The sequence below is a fragment of the Enhygromyxa salina genome, from assembly GCF_002994635.1.
Classification (GTDB): domain Bacteria; phylum Myxococcota_A; class Polyangia; order Nannocystales; family Nannocystaceae; genus Plesiocystis; species Plesiocystis salina_B.
In genome coordinates this window covers 1-19,159 of sequence record NZ_PVNL01000072.1, presented here as the reverse complement: position 1 = coordinate 19,159, position 19,159 = coordinate 1, and the positions used below count along the sequence as shown (strand labels likewise).

At 67.2% G+C, this 19,159-nt stretch carries 16 protein-coding genes; 8 read left to right on the top strand and 8 right to left on the bottom strand.

Annotated features, from left to right (window positions below):
• Positions 1 to 252 precede the first annotated feature (252 nt).
• From ENSA7_RS18770 to ENSA7_RS18760, 3 genes are read right to left on the bottom strand one after another with little or no spacing between them, the layout of a single operon-like run.
• Positions 253 to 1,074, bottom strand: a complete 822-nt coding sequence (locus ENSA7_RS18770) for an exodeoxyribonuclease III (RefSeq protein ID WP_106090680.1) — start codon at positions 1,072 to 1,074, stop codon at positions 253 to 255.
• A complete protein-coding gene (locus tag ENSA7_RS18765; protein WP_106090679.1) occupies positions 1,071 to 1,412 on the bottom strand; it encodes an anti-sigma factor family protein in 342 nt (113 codons plus the stop codon). Before ENSA7_RS18765 ends, ENSA7_RS18770 begins: the two co-directional genes overlap by 4 nt.
• Positions 1,409 to 2,065, bottom strand: a complete 657-nt coding sequence (locus ENSA7_RS18760) for a sigma-70 family RNA polymerase sigma factor (protein ID WP_219908008.1) — start codon at positions 2,063 to 2,065, stop codon at positions 1,409 to 1,411. Before ENSA7_RS18760 ends, ENSA7_RS18765 begins: the two co-directional genes overlap by 4 nt.
• A gap of 166 nt (positions 2,066 to 2,231) precedes the next feature.
• Here ENSA7_RS18760 and ENSA7_RS18755 point away from each other — a divergent pair, with 166 nt between their 5' ends.
• Entirely contained in the window at positions 2,232 to 2,873 is a 642-nt protein-coding gene (locus ENSA7_RS18755) for an RNA polymerase sigma factor (RefSeq protein WP_106090678.1), read from the top strand.
• A 142-nt stretch (positions 2,874 to 3,015) separates the two neighbouring features.
• On the opposite strand, the gene ENSA7_RS18750 is transcribed toward ENSA7_RS18755, so the two are convergent.
• On the bottom strand, positions 3,016 to 4,419 hold the full coding sequence (locus ENSA7_RS18750; RefSeq protein ID WP_181233884.1) for a DsbA family protein: 1,404 nt from the start codon (positions 4,417 to 4,419) through the stop codon (positions 3,016 to 3,018).
• A 200-nt stretch (positions 4,420 to 4,619) separates the two neighbouring features.
• Between ENSA7_RS18750 and ENSA7_RS18745 the strand changes: the two genes are divergently transcribed.
• The 3 genes from ENSA7_RS18745 (at position 4,620) to ENSA7_RS18735 (ending at position 9,071) form a co-directional block, all read left to right on the top strand.
• Positions 4,620 to 5,597 carry an ABC transporter ATP-binding protein gene (locus tag ENSA7_RS18745; RefSeq protein ID WP_181233883.1) on the top strand — a complete coding sequence of 326 codons (978 nt, stop codon included), beginning with the start codon at positions 4,620 to 4,622 and terminating at the stop codon, positions 5,595 to 5,597.
• 229 nt (positions 5,598 to 5,826) lie between these two features.
• Positions 5,827 to 7,407 carry a vWA domain-containing protein gene (locus ENSA7_RS18740; RefSeq protein ID WP_106090675.1) on the top strand — a complete coding sequence of 527 codons (1,581 nt, stop codon included), beginning with the start codon at positions 5,827 to 5,829 and terminating at the stop codon, positions 7,405 to 7,407.
• A 35-nt stretch (positions 7,408 to 7,442) separates the two neighbouring features.
• Positions 7,443 to 9,071: a Rieske (2Fe-2S) protein gene (locus tag ENSA7_RS18735; protein WP_106090674.1), complete on the top strand. Its 1,629-nt coding sequence runs from the start codon at positions 7,443 to 7,445 to the stop codon at positions 9,069 to 9,071.
• A gap of 2 nt (positions 9,072 to 9,073) precedes the next feature.
• Here ENSA7_RS18735 and ENSA7_RS18730 read toward each other — a convergent pair whose 3' ends face one another.
• Positions 9,074 to 10,660, bottom strand: coding sequence for an adenylate/guanylate cyclase domain-containing protein (locus ENSA7_RS18730; protein WP_106090673.1), 1,587 nt, complete (start codon positions 10,658 to 10,660; stop codon positions 9,074 to 9,076).
• 265 nt (positions 10,661 to 10,925) lie between these two features.
• Between ENSA7_RS18730 and ENSA7_RS18725 the strand changes: the two genes are divergently transcribed.
• Positions 10,926 to 11,687: a hypothetical protein gene (locus ENSA7_RS18725; RefSeq protein ID WP_146157846.1), complete on the top strand. Its 762-nt coding sequence runs from the start codon at positions 10,926 to 10,928 to the stop codon at positions 11,685 to 11,687.
• A gap of 28 nt (positions 11,688 to 11,715) precedes the next feature.
• Here ENSA7_RS18725 and ENSA7_RS18720 read toward each other — a convergent pair whose 3' ends face one another.
• On the bottom strand, positions 11,716 to 13,056 hold the full coding sequence (locus ENSA7_RS18720) for a patatin-like phospholipase family protein (RefSeq protein ID WP_106090671.1): 1,341 nt from the start codon (positions 13,054 to 13,056) through the stop codon (positions 11,716 to 11,718).
• A 104-nt stretch (positions 13,057 to 13,160) separates the two neighbouring features.
• Between ENSA7_RS18720 and ENSA7_RS18715 the strand changes: the two genes are divergently transcribed.
• The 3 genes from ENSA7_RS18715 (at position 13,161) to ENSA7_RS18705 (ending at position 15,450) form a co-directional block, all read left to right on the top strand.
• On the top strand, positions 13,161 to 13,682 hold the full coding sequence (locus ENSA7_RS18715; RefSeq protein ID WP_146157845.1) for a hypothetical protein: 522 nt from the start codon (positions 13,161 to 13,163) through the stop codon (positions 13,680 to 13,682).
• Between the two features lie 107 nt (positions 13,683 to 13,789).
• Positions 13,790 to 14,272 carry an RNA polymerase sigma factor gene (locus tag ENSA7_RS18710; RefSeq protein ID WP_244923842.1) on the top strand — a complete coding sequence of 161 codons (483 nt, stop codon included), beginning with the start codon at positions 13,790 to 13,792 and terminating at the stop codon, positions 14,270 to 14,272.
• A complete protein-coding gene (locus tag ENSA7_RS18705; RefSeq protein ID WP_106090669.1) occupies positions 14,269 to 15,450 on the top strand; it encodes an anti-sigma factor in 1,182 nt (393 codons plus the stop codon). Before ENSA7_RS18710 ends, ENSA7_RS18705 begins: the two co-directional genes overlap by 4 nt.
• Before the next feature lie 223 nt (positions 15,451 to 15,673).
• On the opposite strand, the gene ENSA7_RS18700 is transcribed toward ENSA7_RS18705, so the two are convergent.
• Positions 15,674 to 16,066 carry a hypothetical protein gene (locus ENSA7_RS18700; protein ID WP_106090668.1) on the bottom strand — a complete coding sequence of 131 codons (393 nt, stop codon included), beginning with the start codon at positions 16,064 to 16,066 and terminating at the stop codon, positions 15,674 to 15,676.
• Positions 16,067 to 16,334: 268 nt separating this feature from the next.
• A partial coding sequence (locus ENSA7_RS18690) for an RHS repeat domain-containing protein (protein WP_146157844.1) occupies positions 16,335 to 19,159 on the bottom strand: 2,825 nt, incomplete at its 5' end.

Sequence of the window (19,159 nt, the reverse complement as noted above, 5' to 3'; positions counted from 1 at the left end):
TGGGGGTAAAAAAAGAAAGCGAAGCGTTCCCACAGGCGGACCCGACCTCGAGCCCGAGCGAAGCGAGGGTGGCGACCCGCGCGGAGGCGCAGCCGAGCACGGGTCGCGTCGGGTTCGACTGGGGGTAAAAAAAGAAAGCGAAGCGTTCCCACAGGCGGACCCGACCTCGAGCCCGAGCGAAGCGAGGGTGGCGACCCGCGCGGAGGCGCAGCCGAGCACGGGTCGCGTCGGGTTCGACTGGGGGTATGGAAGTCAATCGAAGACTGCGGGGTCTAGCTCCACGCCGATTGGGGCGTGATCCGAGCCGAGGACGTCGGGCTGAATGAACGCGCCGCGCAAGAACGGGCGCAGGTTGGGCGACGCGAGCACGTAGTCGATCCGCCAGCCGACGTTGCGAGCCCGGGCCGTGCCGCGCTGCGACCACCACGAGTAGTGGCCGGCGCCGGGCTCGAACACGCGAAAGCTGTCGAGCCAGCCGGCGGCCAGCCACCGCTCGAGCTCGTCGCGCTCTTCGGTCAAGAACCCCGAGGTCTTGGTGTTCTGCTTGGGCCGGGCCAGGTCGATCTCACGAACGGCGGTGTTGAAGTCGCCCATGACCAGCACGCGCTGGCCGGCCTTGCGCCGACGCTGAACCAGATCGAACACCGCGCGATAGAAGTCGAGCTTGTACGGCACCCGGCTGTTGTCGCGCTCGCGCCCGTTGCCGTTGGGGAAGTAGGCGTTGACGATCGTGAGCCGGCCGAACCGGGCGACCTGCAGCCGCCCCTCCGTGTCGAAGCGCGGGATCCCGAGCGCCTGTTCGTGGGTGTCGGGAGCGCGGGCGCAGTACATCCCGACGCCCGCGTAGCCGGGCCGCTCGCTGGCGACCAGGCGGGCGTGCCAGTTGTTGGGCTCGCGCAGATCCTCAGGCAGCTGCTCGGGGCGCGCGCGGACCTCTTGCAGGCCGACGATCTCCGCCCCGGTGCTGTCGAGCCACTCGCGAAAGCCCTTCTTCGCGACGGCGCGCAGGCCATTGACGTTCCACGACAACACGGTGACGGGCTTCGCGACGCCCTTCGAGCGACCACTGCTCACTCGCTCGGATCCCGCTTCGCCGCGCGACACTTCGCCGACAAGATCGCCTGGATCAACCCCTCGGGAGGGGCTTTCTTGGGCCGCTGACTCTCGCAGCTTGGCTCGGCGGGCGCAGCGTCAGCGCGGGTGCAGGCCCGCACCAGCGCGATCGTGTCGCGGTAGCCGTCGAGGTAGTGCACGCAGGGCGGGCAGAGCTGCAGGTGCCGCTCGAACTCGGTTCGGGCGGGCTCGTCGAGCTCGCGGTCGAGATAGGCGAGCAGGAATTCACTGACCTCACGACAGCTGATGTCGTGGCGATGTCCGTGGCGCCCGGCTCGGCAGTGGTCTTCTTCGCTCATGCGTTGGCGGTGAGTTCGAGTTCACGCTCGAGAAGGTTTCGCAGCGCTTGCCGGGCCCGGTGCAGGCGGACCTTCACGGTGCCTGGGCTGAGCTCGAGGAGCTCGGCGGTCTCGCTGGTGTCGAGTTCCTCGATGTCGCGCAGGATCAGCACCGTACGATAGTTGTCGGGCAGCTTGTCAATCATCTGCCGGACCTGCTCGCGGGTCTCGGCGCGGGTGGCGAGCTCTTCGATCGTCTGGACCCAGGGCTGATGGAAGTGCTCCGGGTAGCCGTTGTCGGCGAAGCGCGGGAGCAGCTCGGTCACGTCGACGACGTCGGCTTGCTGCCCAGCCCGGCTCTTGGACCTACGCAGCCGCTGCAGCGCGGCGTTGACGACGATCCGGTGCAGCCACGTCTTGAGCCGCGCGTCGCCGCGAAAGCTGTCGAAGTTGCGAAATGCGCTGAGGAAGCCCTCCTGCACGATGTCGTCGGCGTCGGCGTCGTTCTTGAGCAGCCGCAGCGCGACCGCGTGGAGCGGGCCGATATGGACGCGGACCAGCCGCTCGAACGCGCGGTCGTCGCCCGCGCGCATGCCCTCGATGATCTCGCGCTCTTCGCTGGCGAGCGACTGCCCGCCAGCGCCACTCGCGCTTGATGCCCCCTGCGTGCTCACCAAGGCCCAGATACCACGGAAACCAGCCACGCCTGACCACCTCGCCGATCACGCCTGTAGCTGCCCCAGGGCCCTCGCTGAACTTTCTTTGCCCGCGCTGTAACCCTTCGGCCTGCCCTGCATCCAAGCACTGACGCTACGGGCCCGAGTGGCCCAGGAGGCAAGCATGAGCCGCACCGACCAAGACGAACGCTACGCAGGACTGTCCACGCTGATGGACAGCTACCTCGACGGGGACCAACAGGCCTTCACCCAGCTCTACCAGCGGCTCAGCCCAGCCGTGCGTGCGCAGATCCGCAGCAAGATCAGCAACCCAGCGACCGCCGAAGACCTGCTGCAGACCGCGTTCATGAAGGCCCACGGGGCCCGTGAGCGGTTCGCGGCACCGGCCGGCGCCAACCCAGATCGCGCCGTCGCGGTCTGGTACTCCACCATCGCCCGCAACGCGACGATCGATCACTTGCGCAAGATCTACCGCGAGCGGGCCGTCAAGTTGGACACGGCGGGCGACGACACCTCCGACCTGCTCGACTCGCTGCGCGACCCCAGCCTCGACATCGAGGCGGTCGCGGTCGAGCAAGAGCGGCAGCTTGGCATCGCGGCCCGGATTCGCCAGGCGCTCGCGGGTCTGCCGGCCACCCAGCGCGAGGTCGTCACGCTGCACAAGATCGAGGGCAAGAGCATGGCGGAGATCAGCACGGAGCTGGGCGTCCGTGAGGGCACGCTGCGGGTTCGTGCGCACCGCGGGTACAAGGCGCTCACCGAGATGCTCGAGGGCTATCGGAACCAAGCCGCCGCCTCCGTCTGAGCACGCGATCGCGCACGCGCCCACGCGCGTGCGCGATTTCTACGTCTTCCGTGCTGATTTGTGCGCTGACTCATTCACGTGAGGCCGTAGTCACCGTGGACCGTGAGCGACACCCGCTCGGTTCACGACGATGCCGCGGGCCTCACTCCTTGGTACCCGTGAGGTGGGCGTAGATGTCGGCGGGCGCGATGCCCTGCTCGCGGGCCTGCTCGACCCGCTCGAGCTCCTCGGTGATCAGCATGCGAAAATCCATGAGCGGGTGGGCGCCGATGATCGGCCGGCCGTTGATGAAGTATGCGGGGGTGCCGTCGACCATGAGGCTGCCGCCGAGGCGCAGGTCCGCCTCGATCCGGGGATCGTACTGCTCGGTCGTCATCGCGGTCTCGAGGCTCGCGCGCGGGATCCCCAGCTTGGTCGCGACATCCGAGAGATCCTCGGGCCGAAACCGACCACCGAACTCGAAGATCGCGTCGTGGAACTCCCAGAACTTGCCGACCTTGGCCGCCGCGAAGCTGGCTCGTGACGCGAGCGCGGCCATCGGGTGACCCGGGAGCGGAAAGTGCTTGAACACAAACCGGATCTGGTCGCCGTAGCGGGCCCGCAGCTCCTCCATGGTCACGTGGCCGCGCGCGCAGAACGGGCACTGGAAGTCCGAGAACGCGATGATCGTGATCGGGGCGTCGGCCGGGCCGCGGACCGGTGAGTCGCCGATCGGCACCGGGTAGACCTTGTCCTCGTCGAGCGAGGCGGCCTCGTCTTCGTAGACCAGCGCGGTGTAGCCCCACTGGGTGGCGTAGTCGTAGAGCTCGGCGCTGGCGATCCCGTCGTCGGCGAGGCGCTCGGCGAGCGACAGCTCCTGGTCGATCATGTGGCGGAAGATGTGCTTGGGGCGGGCGCCCGGCAGCATCCGGCCGTTGATGAAGAACACGGGCGTGGAGTGCAGCTTGAGTCGCTTGGCGACCCGCAGATCCCGGCGCACCGCGGGCGCGTGCTCGAGCGACTCGAGCTCGCTCGCGACCTGATCGAGATCGAGGCCGACCTCCCGCGCGTAGCGCTGGATCGTGGCTGGATCGATGCCACCGCCGCTGAAGATCAGGTCTTGGTACTCCCAGAATTTACCCGCGGCCTGGGCCGAGTGACCGACCAGCGCGGCCTCGAGCGCGTGCTGGTGCAGCGCGAGCGGCAGCGCCTTGTAGACCAGACGGATCTTGCCAGCGTACTCCTGCTCGAGCTCCTCGACGGTGTGGAACGCCTCCTCGCAGTAGTGACACTCGAAGTCCGAGAACATCACGATCGTCACGGGGGCGTCGGCGGGGCCGCGCGCGGGCGACTCACCGACCTCGATACCGAATCGCAGATAGGGCACGCCGGCCGCGAGCTGATCGGGATCGGGGTCGAGCGTGCCGTCGCTGACGACCGCGACCGAGCGATCCTTGGGCTGGGCTGGATCGGCCGCGGCGTCGGGCGCGGTGCTCGGGGTCGGCTGGCCGCGCTCGCAGCCAGCCGTGCCCGCGAGCGTCAGCGTGAGGGCCAAGGTCGCGGCCATGGAGGCTGCAGCTGCGGCAAGGGGGTGTCGGCGATCGCCCGGCATACGCACCACCGAGCCTACTTGAGGCAGCTCGCCCACGCGAGGAGCCGTGTTTGCGGGACGCCGTGCCCGAGTCCGCTACCATCAGCGAGCGATCCGGAACCCAACACCAGGTTCGCGCGTCCGCGCCGACCCGCCACGCCACCTCGAGGCCGCCCGTGCAACTCGTCTGTGTTCAGAACATCACTCACTCCTACGACGGCGTTCGCCTCGCCGTCTCCGAGCTCAGCTTTCACATCAAGGCCGGCGAGGTGCTCGCGCTGATCGGGCCCAACGGCGCGGGCAAGTCGACGAGCTTGCGGATCCTCGCGACCTTGCAGCAGCCCGACACGGGCGCGGTCACCTGGGACGGCGCCGACGCGTGGCAGCAGCGGCAGTTCATCCGCCAGCGGATCGGGTTTCTCGGTGACGGCACCGGGCTGTACCCGAACATGACCGCCGCCGGGTACCTGCGCTTCTTCGCCGAGTGCTACGGCATGGCCGACGCCGACGCCCAGGCGCGGGTGGGCGAGCTGCTCGCGACCTTCAGGCTGTCGAGCAAGGCTGACGCGCTGATCTCGGACCTCTCAAAGGGCATGCGCCAGCGTCTGGCGATCGCGCGGACGTTGGTCCACCGACCGGAGCTATTGTTGCTCGACGAGCCCGCCGACGGGCTCGACCCGCTGGGTCGGCGGCAGCTGCGGGAGATCCTGCGGACGGTGGCCAACGAGGGCGTGGGGATCGTAGTCAGCAGTCACATTCTGCGCGAGCTCGATGGGTTCTGTGACACGGTCGCGCTGATTCAGAAGGGCGCCATGCAGGTGTTTGGGCCGGTCGACGAGGTGATCGACAAGTACGAGGTTGCGCGGCGCGTGCATGAGGTGTCGATCACGAAGGGGCTGCAAAAGGGGTTGGAGTTGCTGCGGTCGCACGGGGGGCTGATCGAGGACGTGCTGCCGCTGAATCGTGACGAGCAGATCGATCCGGCTACTTCTGAGCGGGGGAAGATTCGGGTGCGGATCCATGGCGATGAAGACAGCGCGGCCAAGCTGCTGAGGGAGTTGGTGCTCGCGGATGTGGACGTGATCGCGCTGACGCGGCTGCGGAGCGATCTCGAGGATGTGTATCAGAGCATCGGCCGCGACGAGGTGGCGTAGACGAAACCGCAGGTCGAAGTTCGTTCCGGGTTCGGGGGGTTGTATGCGGGGGTTGTCGTGATGTTGGGCGGCGCGCACGACCCGTGAGCTTCGCCCCGGCCGCCTCGTCACGCAGAGAACCGCCAAAGACCCCCGCAGGCCAGACCGGACGCTGACTTGGCGGTCTGCGCTGCGCTGCGGCCAAGAATGCGAGACCATCAGGTCGCGCACGCGCACGGGAGGTTCGCCCATGTCCAAGTTGCTTCGTTTCAACCCTGCCCGCCTACACGTCGTGAGCCGGTCGTTCACCCTGCTCGCGCTGCTCGGTCTGACCGCGCCCGGCTGTGATGGCGACTCCGCCGCCGACGGGTTCGTGGGCACCGGAGCCGGCGACGAGGGCGGGGGCGACGGTGCGGGCGTTGGCCAGGGTGGCGCGCAGGACTTCGGGCTGTTCCGCGAGATCCTGCTCGACGGGGACATCCCGGGCCCCGAGACGATCGATGACATGGGCTTCTTCGCCGAGCACCAGATCCCCATGCCCGCGCCCGCGTGCGGCGAGAACGTGTGCATTCACGGGATGCTGGGGGTGATGGGCAACATGATCACTGGCTCGAATTGCACGCTGGTGTTGGTGGGCATGAACACGCCGATCGATCCCGAGCAGCTCGAGCGGCCGCCGCTGAATGTGGCGATCGCGGTGGACACGAGCAGCTCCATGAAGGGGGCGCCGATCGAGCGGGTCCGCGAAGGGTTGCTGCGCATGCGCAACGAGCTGCAGCCGCAGGATCGGGTGTCCCTGATCACGTTCAGCGACGGGGCGACGGTGCTGGTCGAGTATGTGACGGCGGACTCCGAGGCGCTCACCACGGCGATCGCGGGGCTCGCTCCCGACGCGGCGACCAACCTCTACGCGGGGCTGCGCGAGGCGTTTGAGACCCTCGACGCGCACGCGCTGGAGGGCTGGCAGAACCGCGCGCTGCTGGTCTCCGATGGCCGCGCCAACGCGGGGATCACCAGCGCCGACAAGCTCGAAGGGCTCGCCAGCGCCTGGGCGACACAGGGGTACGGGCTCACGACGATCGGGCTGGGCGACGCGTTTGACGTGGAGCTGATGCGGAGCCTGGCGGAGCTCGGCAGTGGCTCGTTTTACTATGTAGAAGACTACGCAGCCGTCGAGGAGGTGTTCGCCGAGGAGGTCCAGGCGTTCACGATCCCGCTGGGCGAGCAGGTGAGCATCGACGCGACGGTGTTCGAGGGCTACGACCTGCGCCGGGTCTATGGCACCAAGCAGGCGCAGACGTGGGGCAACGAGGCGCAGATCGAGATCCCGATCCTGCAGCTGGCGCATCGGGTCAGCGACACCGACAACGACAACGGTCGGCGCGGCGGCGGTGGGGCGATCATCTTCGAGCTGCTGCCGACCGGTGAAGACCCGGGCGAGGTCGGGCGCATCGAGTTCAGCTATCAGGTCCCGGTGACGGGTGAGACGGTCGAGCAGATCGTGGAGATCACGTCGCCGCTCGGGCCGTGGGAGACGCCCCAAGACGGCCTGTTCACGGACGACAGCGTGGCCAAGGGGTTCGTGATGCTCAACATCTACGTCGGGTTCGAGATGGCGGCCGAGCGCGCGGTCGTCGGCGACTTTGACGGGGCGCTGTCGATCTTGATCCCGCTCGCGGGGGCGATCGAGAGCTGGCTGAGCGAGAACCCCGACGAGGACATCGAGGACGACCTGTTCTATGTCCGGTTGTTCATCGAGAACCTGGAGAGCGAAGGCGCGGTGATCCCCAACACGCCCGCGCCCCCACCCGAGCCTTGGCCGAATGACTGAGTCATTGGCATGAGTAACTGGCATGAGTAATTGGCATGAGTAATTGGCACGAAGTCACGACCGTCGAGGAGCTCGCGCAGCGTCGCGCGATGGTGTTCAAGCGCGAGCGCTATCAGCTGGCGATCTTTCACGACGGCGCGCAATGCCACGCGGTCGACAATCGCTGCCCGCACGAGGGGTACCCGCTGTCACAGGGCAGCGTCGACGATGCTTGTGTGCTGACCTGCAATTGGCACAACTGGAAGTTCGACCTGGCGACGGGCACCAACTTGTATGGCGGGGACGACGTGCGCACCTACCCCGTGCAGGTGCGCGACGGGGCGGTCTGGGTGGATCTGAGCGACCCGCCGATCGCCGAGCTGACCGCGCAGATCCTCGTAGGGTTGCGCAAGGCGTTCGATGAGCAGGACGACGGCTGGATCGCGCGGGAGCTGGCCCGGCTGGTCGCGGCTGGGCTCGATCCCGTCGCGGTCGCGGTGCCGCGGGCGATCGAGTGGTGCGCGCCGCGGCTCGAGTGGGGCACCACGCATGCGTTCGCGGCCACGTCGGACTGGATCGCCCTGTACGATCGCCTGGGCGCGGAGCCGGGCGAAGGCGATGCGGCGCGGACCGAGGCCCGCCTGGTGTGCGCGAGCGAGGCGATCGATCACCTGGCCTTCGACGCGCTGCGTCAGCCCGAGTTTGTGTTCGCGGCGCCGCTCGCTGAAGGGTTTGATCATGATCAGCTGCTCGAGGCGATCGAGCGCGAGCAGGAGCCGCGCGCGGTCGGGCTGGTTCGTGGGGGAGTCGCCGCGGGCTTGGGCTTTGCCGAGCTCGAGCGCAGCTTCACGCACGCCGCCCTGCGTCACTACGCGGGGTTTGGCCACGCGATGATCTACGTGGTCAAGACCGGCGAGCTGCTGCAGCGGTTGGGGCCGGAGCTGGCAGACCCGCTGCTGAGCGCGCTCACCCGCTACCTGGTGACGTCTACCCGTGAAGACTTGATCCCGGAGTTTCGGTCGCTGGCGGATGCGATCGCCGCGTACCCCGAGCACGATGGGTCGACATCACACGAGCTCGGGGCCGACTGGGACGCGGAGGTGGACGCGCTCACAGGTACGAGCTTGAAGGCGATGTTCCGCTGGATCCACGAGCAGGCGCGCGTGCGAACGCCGATGCAGATCTGGGACGCGCTGATGCGGGCCAGCGCCCGGTCCATGCTGTGCTTCGACACCCGCCGATCAACGGCGACGTCGGTCAAGGTCGCGGACAACGTGGGATGGCTCGACTTCACCCACGCGCTGACCTTTGGCAGCGCGGTCCGGCGGCAATGCAGCAAGTACCCCGAGCTGTGGGGGCGCGGGCTGCTGCAGATGGGGTGCTTCGTGGCCCGCAACCGGGCGTACCTGGACACGGGGATCGAGCTCGAGGACTGGCGGGTGGACGACGAAGACGGGTTCTGGGCGGGCGTCCAGGACCGGCTGCTCGATCACGGGCTGCCGCTGCCGATCTTCTCGGCGCACTTGCTGAAGACCAGCACCGCGGTGGCCTTGGAGGCAGACAACGTGGCCGCGCCCACCCGGGCGCTGATGCTGGCGGCGCTGAACCGGTTGCTGCGCTCGCCGATCAAGCAAAAGCACGCGCGCCGCAACGTCCACCAGGCGATGGCGCTGATCGGCCTGTGACCTCAGTTGTCCCAGCGCAGCTTGTACACGGCGATCGGCTGGTCCCGGCCCCGAACTTCGTGAAACTCGGGGCCGTCGATCGGAAATGGCGGCGGTCCGCCCAGCCGCTCGAGCGTGGCGACCCCAATTGCGATCTCGCCGGGCCCGGCCGCGCTACAGATCCGACTGGCTAAATTCGTCGCGTCGCCGATCGTCGCGTACTGCAAGTAGTGATCAGACCCAATGTTGCCAGCCGCGACCCGCCCGGTGTTGAGCCCGATGTGCACGCGCAACGGCGGGAAGTTGGTGAGCTCCAGGCTCAGCTTGGTGATGGCCTCTTGCATGTCGACGGCCGCCTGCACCGCTCGCTTGGCGTCGTCGACCCGCCGAAACGGGGCGCCCCAGACCGCGAGCATGGCGTCACCAATGTACTTCTCGAGGGTGCCCTCGTGGTCGAACACGATCTCGGTGACCACCGGGAAGTAGCGGTTGAGCACCTCCATGACGTCGCGCGGCTGCATCTGCGCGGACATCTGCGTGAACCCGCTGATGTCACAAAACAGCGCGGTGACCTCGGTGTCGATCACCTCGGCGGTCAGGCGCGGGTTCTTGCGGAGCTGGGCGATGGTCGTGGGCGGGAAGAAGCGCAGCAGGTTGCTGCGGGCGACGGCCTCGTCCTGCAGGCGCTGGTACAGGCGCGAGTTCTCGATTGCGATCGCAGCCTGGGCCGCGAACGCGGACAGCAGCTCGAGATCTTCGCTGGTGAACACCGCTGGGATCGTGAGGTTGTCGACATAGAGGACCCCCATGATCGCGTCGTGGGGCTTGAGCGGGGCGCACATCGACGAGCGCACCGAGGTCAATTGGATCGACTGCGCGCCGTCGAGCCGCGGATCGGCGGCGGCGTCAGAGAACAGCGCGGCGACGCTGCGCTCACGCACGTAGTTGAGGATGTGTCGACTATAGGTGCCCGAGGTCTCGCCCAGCGTCGCCTCGCGGCGCGACTCGACGATCGGCGGACCAAACTCCCCGGTGTCCTCGTCGATCATGATGAGCGCGACCCGATCGATGTCGAGGATCGAGAACACCAGGTCCAGGATCTTGCGCAGCTGACCCTCGATGTCCTCGGGCGAGGACAGCAGCCGCGCGACCTCGAGCAGCACCTGCAGGCGCCCCTCGGCGGTCTTGGGCAGGCGCGGCCGGCCGAGCCCCGAGCTGCGGCGGTTGCGGGCCTGGGTCAGCAGATCGTTGACGAGCACGCGGGTGGCCTCGGTCGAGATCTCGCGCACGAACGACTCTGGCGGGGCGACCGAGTACTCGGCGAGGCTGTAGACGAACACCACGTCGCCGCAGCTGAAGTGCTGGCCGTCCTCGAGCTCCTGGGGACGATCGAGCCGACGACCCTCGACGAAGGTCCCGTTCTTGCTGCCGACGTCCTTGATCGTGACGCGGCCCGATGCCTCGCGCTCGAGCGACGCGTGCTGGCGAGACAGGCTCTTGTTGGTCACGCGGATCTGGCTCTCGCGGCCGCGGCCGATCACGGTGACCCCGACCGCCAGCTCGTGCACGCGCTCGTCGCGGTGTCCGGGGTTGGCGATCACGCGGGCCATCGGCTGCAAGATTGTCGTCGAACGAACGAGGCGACCGCAAGCACGGTTCCCGACTGATTTGCACGCTGTCCCGCAGATCAATCCTCCCGGCGAGGAGCTCGATGGGACCGCGACAATCGTGCCCCACAGCTGCGATCCGGTTGCCACGTGGACTCGGGAGCCGGCGTGACGCCTCGTCCACACGCGGTTTGGTCGCGCCGCTCGGGCTGACATCAACGTCAGCGTGGCCAAGCACAGCGACCGGGATCATGGTCGAGACATGACCATGTTGCGATCCACTCGTCCCCTCCTCGCGCTGCTCGCTGTCGCTCCGCTCGCGGTGGGATGCGCCGACATTGACACCCCGATCGGTGATGGCGACGCCGAGGCGGGAGAGACTGAAGGAGAGACCGAGGCGGGAGAAGGCGGCGAAGCGGAAGGTGGCGAGGAGCTCGAAGCGTGCATCGAGACCGTCACCGTGCTGCCTAGCCAGGACATCGAGACCCCCGAGGGGCACAAGCCCAGGGCCGCGCTCGAGGCGGCCGAAGGCGCGCGCATCCTCGGCTTCGAGGCCATCTCGTTCGGCGAGGTATCGGTCAAGACCAGCGCTCCGGAGGTTGCGAACTTCGAGCTGTCCGTCGCGCACGAGGGCGGCGAGGTCCGGCACGTCGAGTCGGTCCCCAGCGATGGCTCGGCGGCGACCTGCGTGTCGCGGGTCGAGCTCGACGTGACCCTGAGGCTGCTGTCGGAGGACGGCTACTTCGACAGCGAGCTGGCCGCCGTGCTCGTCGCTCAGATCGGCGAGGAGGGACTGGAAGCGCCGACGGTCGTCCGCGAGGTCGAGGATCTGGCAGAGCTCGGCAGCGTGAAGCTGGACGCGGTCAAGCCCGCGGATCCGAGCGCGCTCGTCTACGCCGTGAACTTCGTGTTCTCGACCGAGGGCGCCACCGGTGAGCTCGGCGGCGTGGCGTCGTACGAAGAGCCGGGAGTCGACGGCGATACCATCGTCTCGGCCCACGTGTTCAAGCTGTTCGCGTTCAGCGAGTGACCCACCCCGGCTCGGCGCCCGCTCCCGGTCACGGCGCTTCGTGGACCGGGAGCGGCTGACGGGCGCGTCGGCTGTCACGCCGCTCGCGGCCGTCTGACCACTCGCGCTCGCGCACGATCTCTGCGGCCCGCCGCGCCGCGACGGCCCGGCTCAGCCGCAGCCCGTGGCTGTCGAGCAGCTCATCGAGCTCGTCGAAGCGATGCTCGACCGTGTGGCGGACCGACTCGTAGCCGTGTCGCAGCGCCGCGTCGCGCTTGCGGTAGGCGAGCGGGTTGAGCCCAAAGAAGTCGAGGTCCTGCTCCTTGGGCTCGATCACGACGATGTCCCCCTCGAAGTTTTTGTGGTCACGATAGCGCTCGAGCCCCAGGCGCAGACGCGACTGCAGCAGCGTGCGGAACACCTGGTTGAGCACACCCGTGAGCCCCTGATCGGCGATCCGTCGGCTATCGGGCTCACTCGGCAGCAGCTTGTTTCGGATCGGGCGAAACGGGTTGTAGCAGATCACCAGATCCGCACCCTTATCAATGGCGACGTCGATGTTGGCGGTGTTGCGCACCGCGCCGTCGATGTAGTCGACGCCCTCGAGGCGCGCGGGCTGATACAAGATCGGCAGCGCCGTCGATGCCTGCACGGCCTCGGAGATGCGCAGGCCCTCGTGCTCGTCGGCTCCAAAGATCACCCGCTCGGCGGTGTCGAGCTCGCAGGCGGTGATGAACAGCTGGTTGTCGTGCTTGGCCGCGAACGCCCGAAAGTCGTTGGGGACGCCGATCTTCTCGAGGTTGCGCCGCACCCAGCGCTCGACCGGGGCGTTGGTCATGAACCCGCTGGGGATCGCCTCGGTCACGGCGGGCAGCGAGACTCGGGGTGAGACTTTGTCACGCAGACGCAACGCCATGCGCTCGACGTGCATGTAGTCGGGCGATCGCAGCAGCTCGCCGAGCGCGTCGTGAAACGTGCTCGGCAAGCCCGGGATCCCGCGCATGAAGTCGGCGAGCAGGCACGGGCCGTAGCGGGCCAGCTCCCACGCGAGCCTGGCCGGGCGCCCGACGATCTCGGTGACGTTGGGCGTGTAGAGATCGGAGGGACGCAGCGGCTCGAACCGTTCGCTGGTGCCGTCGATCACCCGGATCATCTCGTCGGGCGAGAACCCGGCCGCGAGCGGGACCGACAGCAACGCCCCCGCAGACAGCCCCACGTAGATGTCGAAGTCGACGATCCCGCGGCCGACCAGGAAGTCGTTGAGTGCCTTGAGCCCGCCCATCTTGAACGCGCCGCCAGTCATCGCGCCCCCCGCCAACACCAACGCAATCTTGGAGGCGCGCTTGTTCCGCTGACTCGGGTTGCCCTTGCGGATGAGCGTGAGACCCACCCAGGTCTTATAACTGTTCTCGACGCGTGAACCGCATTGCGTATATTACGCACTCCATTCATGAGTGACTTGCGCGCCCTATCACGATTGGGGGACAAGTACGCGTGCGCTCGTCCAGCATGTTCGTCGCCGCCGTGCTGGGTCTGCTCGGCGTGATCGCGGCTGGGAACACGGCTGGCTGCGCACGCGGAGCCGCCTCGAGGCCGCCGACGCACGAAGAATTGGTCACGGATCACATGCAGGGCGACTACGCCGAGGTACTGCGCTGGTGTCCCGTGATCCTCGGAGATCGCGGGGCTGATCCTGCACAGTCGGATTGGTGCCTGTTCGGATATCCAGCGGCGCTGCGGCTGACGCTGGACGCCGAGCGAGCGCGGAGCTTCATGGGCAGGGTGTGCACAGACGCGAGCGGTGGCTCGCCCGCCGACCCGGCGTTTCGCGTGGCGTACGTGCGCGAGGTCGCTCGCTGGTACGCGCTGCCCATGCGTATGCAGGGACAGGACAGCGCGCTTGCGCGGGGTTTCGGCGTGACCGTGCAGGCGCTCAGCGCAGCGTGCAGCGTCGACCCGGAGCTGGTGTTGGCGGACGTCGACATCGAGCTCCCCACCCGTCGGCGGGCGCGCTGAAATGGTTGTCGACCTGCAGCCACGCCTCAAAAAATGCTATCTCAGAGGCCCTGGCTGGGTCCGCACAGACGCTCCTTGGACAGGTCGCCGCTGGTGACCCCGCGGCCGTGCGCGAGTGCATCTCGCGGTACGGGCCGCTGGTTTGGTCGATCGCACGGCGCTTCGCTCCGGACGCCAGCGACGAGGCGACCAAGGAGATCTTCGTCGAGCTGTGGAAGCACGCCGGTCGCTTCGATCCTCGCGCGGGCTCGGAGCCGGTGTTCATCGCCATGATCGCCCGTCGCTGCATGCTCGATCGCCTGCGCTCGATCGTGCCGCGACCCAAGCTCAAGCCCGCCCCCGACTCGCTGGCGAGCAGCGAGCAACACACCGCGAGCGAGCGCTGCGTCGAGGCGGCGACCGCCGCGGGTGTGTTGGCCACGCTCGACCCACGCCAGCGTCGGATCCTCTCGCTCGCGGTCGGCCAGGGCATGACCCACGAGGAGATCGCGGGCGCCACCGCGACCCAGCTGGGCACGGTCAAGTCGTTGGTGCGGCGCGCGCTGATCGCTGTGCGCAAGCGGCTGTCGCAGCATGAGGGTGTGCCATGAGCGTGCCTGACAAGCGCCTGCACACCCTGCTCACCGACCGCGCGATCGCGGGGCTCGACGAAGCCCAGCAGGCGGAGCTTCGGCATCTATTGGTCGGCGCCGCGATCGATCCCAGCTACGAGTCGGCGGCCGCGGCGATCGAGCTGTCGCTGATGGCCCACGCCGAGCAGATGCCTCCGAGCGTCAAGGCGGCCGTGATCGAGCAGGCCAGCTTGTACTGGGGCTTCATGATCCCCCGGCGCCACGAGCAGACGATCGGCGGTCGCGGGTCCGGCTTGGGGCTCGACGCGTCCGACGAGCTGTTGCTCGGCGCGGCCGACAGCGACGCCGAGCCCGACGACGGCGCCGCCCACCTGGCCTGGGACGACAGCGACAGCCCCGAGTCGGTCGACGCGGCGGTCGAGTCTGGCGTGCTCGAGTCGAGCCTGACCAACGGACGCATCGATCGCGGCGCCAAGCCCAGCGAGTCACAGCGTGCCGCGATCCCGGCTGACCTGAACCGCCTCGAGGCGCGCTCGGGCTCGGGATCTCGGCGGCCCGAGTCTGACGAACCAGGATCCGAGCCGGGGTTCGAGTCGGGCTCGCACGAGGATCTCGACCCGCGCGCCGTCAGCCAGTCGGATCTCGGGCCGACCGTGAGCCGCTCGGGGGTCGTGCCGATGCCCGTCAGCGAGTCTCGGCTCGCGCGGGTTGCAACCTACGTCAGCGCGCTCGCGGCGTTGGTGATGCTCTCGATCGCGGTGTGGCTGTTTGTCCACCGCGATGATCCGCCGGACGCCGACGACCTGCGCAGCCAGATCGAGGCGGCGAGCGACAAGCTCGAGTGGCGGTTCGTGGTCAAGCCGGATCCCGCCGCCCAAGACGGCGCGGGCGGCTCGGTGTTGTGGAGCTCCGAGCAGCAGGCGGGCATGTTGAGCCTGCACGGCCTCGCGGCTACGGGCTCGGGGGGCTCGGGCGAGACCCAGTACCAGGTGTGGATCGTCGACGACAAGCGCGACGGGCCTCCGGTCAACGGCGGGGTGTTCGACGTCGAGGCGGGCGCGGACGAGGTTCAGGTCCCGATCGACGCCAAGCTGGTGATCGGAGAGCCTTCGGCCTTCGTGATCACGGTGGAGCGGCCCGGTGGGGTGGTGGTGTCGACCCAGGACCGGGTCGTGATGGTCGCCACTGGACCGTGATCTGGATCGACGCTGCCAACTTGCCCGAGTGGCTCCGGGCCGCTTGCCCAGGTCAGCCGGAACGGCTGCCCAAGTACGCCGGAGTATCCAACTACTCCCGAACGGGATTTTATGCGGGCCAGAACGACAGCATCTTCGCGGATGCTTCGCTCCAGATTCCGCCCGGTTATTGCTCTCGGGCGGGATCTTGGATGATGCCTCCCCCGGTCATTGCTCTCGGGCCTCACTCAATGATCATCCTCCAGCCCTTCGCCTTTACGATCCATTCGTCAATCCAAGCCGGTGGCGACTTCAGCCGTCCCTCCAACTCGAACGTCAACGTGGACGAGTCTAGATCCACCGCGCTAACGTTGTCAGCGATCACGACGGTTTCTGAGGCTGGCTGACCGTTCTCGTCGTACTTGCGGATAGTGCGGATCGACTGGCTCACACCATGGAACTCAATACTGCATGCCGGTATGTTTTTCGGTGCCTCTCGACCCAATACCACCGCTTCTGTGACTATGATCAGGTTGCGCACAGCCACAGCGAGAACGCCATTCGCGCGCTCCGAGATGCTCTCAATGTCGGCATCTGTGAAGTGAAGCTCAGAGAAGTCTGGTTGTGAAATGCTCATGGAATCTTCTCCACAATCGTGGTCGTGACCTGGGAAGTCGGAATCACGGAGCCGTCAGTACGGCGGAATGCCTGACCCGAAAAACGCGAGTCCAGTGGGCCCGCTGTCTGAACAACTCGCAATCCTAGCGCATCTAGAGTCTCGGCACTTGGAAGCTTCCCGAATTTGTTTCCCTTCGTCGCGTTGATGAAAATCTTTCCTCCTGGCTGCAACACGCGAGCGGCCTCGGGAAGGAACTCCGCCCGAGGGCCGCTGGCGATAATCTCCCCTACAGATCCAGTCTCGAAGGGAAGCGATGCTGTGGAGGCCCGGACTCCTTCTTCAGCAACCAGGTCGACGTTCGTTGCCCCAGGGACTTGGGATTTTTCCCCCCAAACAGGTCGAGCGTCTTCGGGCCCCCCCTTGCGGCAGCCGCTGTGATACTATCCGCGGGTCGAGCCACGCCGAGTCCGACTGCAGTCCCCGCGGCAAAGGCCACTGCCCCCAACTCTACCCCAATTGCTTGCTCAACTAGCGGCTGCGGGATTGACTGAATGGCCTCCGCGTAGGTCGCATGATACCGCAGAATGCGGTCCGCGGGGGTGCCATCGCGGAGCTCACCTTGAATAACCGCCATTTCTCCGCGGAGCCCTTGAACTAGGTGGTCACCTCGACTGCTGCCAGGATACAGCGGATCAAAAAGGGCATCATATCGCCCCGCAGGGTGCAGACCGAGGACGTTGGATGGGGCATCGACAGCCCTCGCGTATTGTGCGCGACTCTGTTCATCAACCGCCCTCAGATGCACTTCGTAGTCCGCCAGAGCGGTCTCGACAAACGCCTGCTCCAGCTCTGGCGTCGCCCATTCGTTGATCTCCTGGCGCAAGGTAATAGAGACATCGGGATCGCCATCGCCTCCCCCCGTCACCTCTGGTCGGCGAAAAGCATCCAAGAGAATCCCTGTGAGCCGCCCCTCTTCTCGCCCGTTGCGGTCTACACTCGACGCTGGCCTATCCCCCGCGTACGCATACCGATTGGCTCCATCCCCCAGCCCAATGGGATCTGCCCCCATCCACATCCCCAACCACGGCGCATAGTAGCGGGCCGAGTGGTACGCGAGCCCCGTCTCCTCGTCGCGCTCCATCCCCGTGTAGCGGTAGCGTTTGGCCGAGACGTCGATGCTCGCGTTCACAGCACGGTACGCGCTCGCCCCGTAGGGGTGGTACTCCTCGTACGAGATGACCGCTCCGCTCCCGTCGACCTCGGTCGCGGCGGAGCCGAGATGGTTGCTCAGTTGGTAGCGCCAGATGCCGGTTGGGCTCCCGACCGCGGAGCCGCCATCGACAGTCTTGGTCTCGATGATGCAGATGCGGCCGGTGTCGTCGCTGATGTGCAGCGACTCGCGCTCGAGGTCCAGCGTGCCGCTGATGCGCTTGCGCTTGCGGTAAATCTCGAATGGGCCGAGGTAGATGCGCTCCTCGGTGATCGCGCCCGCCTTCTCCACGTACTTGCGGCTGCGCATGCCGCCCGCGTACTGGAAGTAGACCGTCTCCGTCCCGACGGTGACCTCGCGCAGCTCGTCGTCGTGGTTCCACACCATGCTCGACAGGTGCGGCATCGCGGTCATGTTGCCGTGCGCGTCGTACGTGTACGCGTGCGTGTACGGGCCGTTCGCCGGGTCACCAGGCGCAGAGGTCTTCTCGAGCCGGTTGCCGTACTCGTCGGATTCGTAGTACCGAGTCCAACCACTCCCCGAGGCGGGGATATGCTGCATCTTCAGAATGTTACCCACCTCGTCGTAGGTAAACTTCTGCGTGTACCGCCGCATCGCCGACGGATCGCTCGTCATCGGCTGCGGGCCGGGCGTGATCTGTACGTCCGTGCGCTGGGTCGTGCCCTGGGTGCTGTGCTCGCGGCCCGTCGCTTCTATCAGCCGGTACGCCGCGTCGTAGGTGTACGAGTTCGCGGCCGCGACGACGGAATTGTTGAAGTAGACGGTCTGCTGCGCCGAGTCGCGGATGTCGGTGATGTTGCCGACCGGGTCGTAGTGGTAATGCAGGCCCTGGAGGTTGGCGGCGTCGCTGCCGCGCACGGTCGAGAGCGACGCGAGCCGGTACGTCTGCGGGTCGTACGTGTAGTTGGTCGTCGTGGTCGGGCTCGAGGTCGAGCCGTAGACCACGGACTCTCGCTGGCCGCGGGCGTTGTAGGTGATGTCTCCCACGACCGTCTCGGCCGTGGAGCTGCCGCGGTGCTTGACCTCGACGGCCTGCAACGCGCCGCCCTCGTCGTAGGTGTAGCTCACCTCGCTGTCGTCGGGCGAGATCGCCGTCAGCACCCGGTTCACCGCGTCACGCTGACTGCTCGCCGAGAACGTCTCGGAGTCGAGCAGCGAAGTCGCGGCGGTCGCCATCGCGGCAATTGTACTCTGGCCCAACAGCGCGCTCCAGTCCGGTTGCGTCGTCTTACTCGTGACGAGCTGTCGCTGCTCCTCGAGCGGGTTCCCCTTGAAGTCGAATTCCACCGTCGTCGCCACGCCAGCCCCGTCGTACACCCGATACACACGCCCGACGTGATTCGTGTTTTCCGGAGAAGACAGTAGGTCGCCATACACGATGCGCCCCAGCAACTTCTGTGAGCCGCCGGACACGCTGACCGTGCGATCCACTGGCCGGCGCAGGGTGTCGTACGAGTACGAGAAGCGCTGACTGCGGCTGTCCCAATTTCGCATGGGCTGCCCTAGCGCGTTGAGCAGAGACCACCGGTCACCCGCGTCTTCGCTGCTGACCACCAACGACTGCCCGAGCATCCCGAACGTCCGAGACTCGGCGGTGTTGTCCCGCGCATCGATCACCTCGAGCACGTGCCCCTGGATGTCCAGCACAGACTTCGTCGTGTAGTACTCGTCGACCCCAACAAGGTCCTTGTTGTGGGCGACCGACAAGAGCGGCCGCCCGAGCGTGTCGAGGTGCACGACGCTCGGCGTGCCATGGTGGTCCGCCGCGAGCAACGCGGCCCGCTTCTCCGCGAGCAGGCCGACGTCGGCGCCTTGGTAGCTGATCCGCGCCGTGTGCCAGTCGCTGCCGATGACGGTGTCGTTCGGGTCGTAGCTGGTGT

Excerpts from the sequence above, each read along its gene's own strand:
- ENSA7_RS18750 (WP_181233884.1), bottom strand. The coding sequence starts at position 4,419 with ATGGCCGCGACCTTGGCCCTCACGCTGACGCTCGCGGGCACGGCTGGC.
- ENSA7_RS18740 (WP_106090675.1), top strand. The coding sequence starts at position 5,827 with ATGTCCAAGTTGCTTCGTTTCAACCCTGCCCGCCTACACGTCGTGAGC.
- ENSA7_RS18705 (WP_106090669.1), top strand. The coding sequence starts at position 14,269 with ATGAGCGTGCCTGACAAGCGCCTGCACACCCTGCTCACCGACCGCGCG.
- ENSA7_RS18730 (WP_106090673.1), bottom strand. The coding sequence starts at position 10,660 with ATGGCCCGCGTGATCGCCAACCCCGGACACCGCGACGAGCGCGTGCAC.
- ENSA7_RS18735 (WP_106090674.1), top strand. The coding sequence starts at position 7,443 with ATGAGTAATTGGCACGAAGTCACGACCGTCGAGGAGCTCGCGCAGCGT.
- ENSA7_RS18700 (WP_106090668.1), bottom strand. The coding sequence starts at position 16,066 with ATGAGCATTTCACAACCAGACTTCTCTGAGCTTCACTTCACAGATGCC.
- ENSA7_RS18755 (WP_106090678.1), top strand. The coding sequence starts at position 2,232 with ATGAGCCGCACCGACCAAGACGAACGCTACGCAGGACTGTCCACGCTG.
- ENSA7_RS18765 (WP_106090679.1), bottom strand. The coding sequence starts at position 1,412 with ATGAGCGAAGAAGACCACTGCCGAGCCGGGCGCCACGGACATCGCCAC.
- ENSA7_RS18725 (WP_146157846.1), top strand. The coding sequence starts at position 10,926 with ATGTTGCGATCCACTCGTCCCCTCCTCGCGCTGCTCGCTGTCGCTCCG.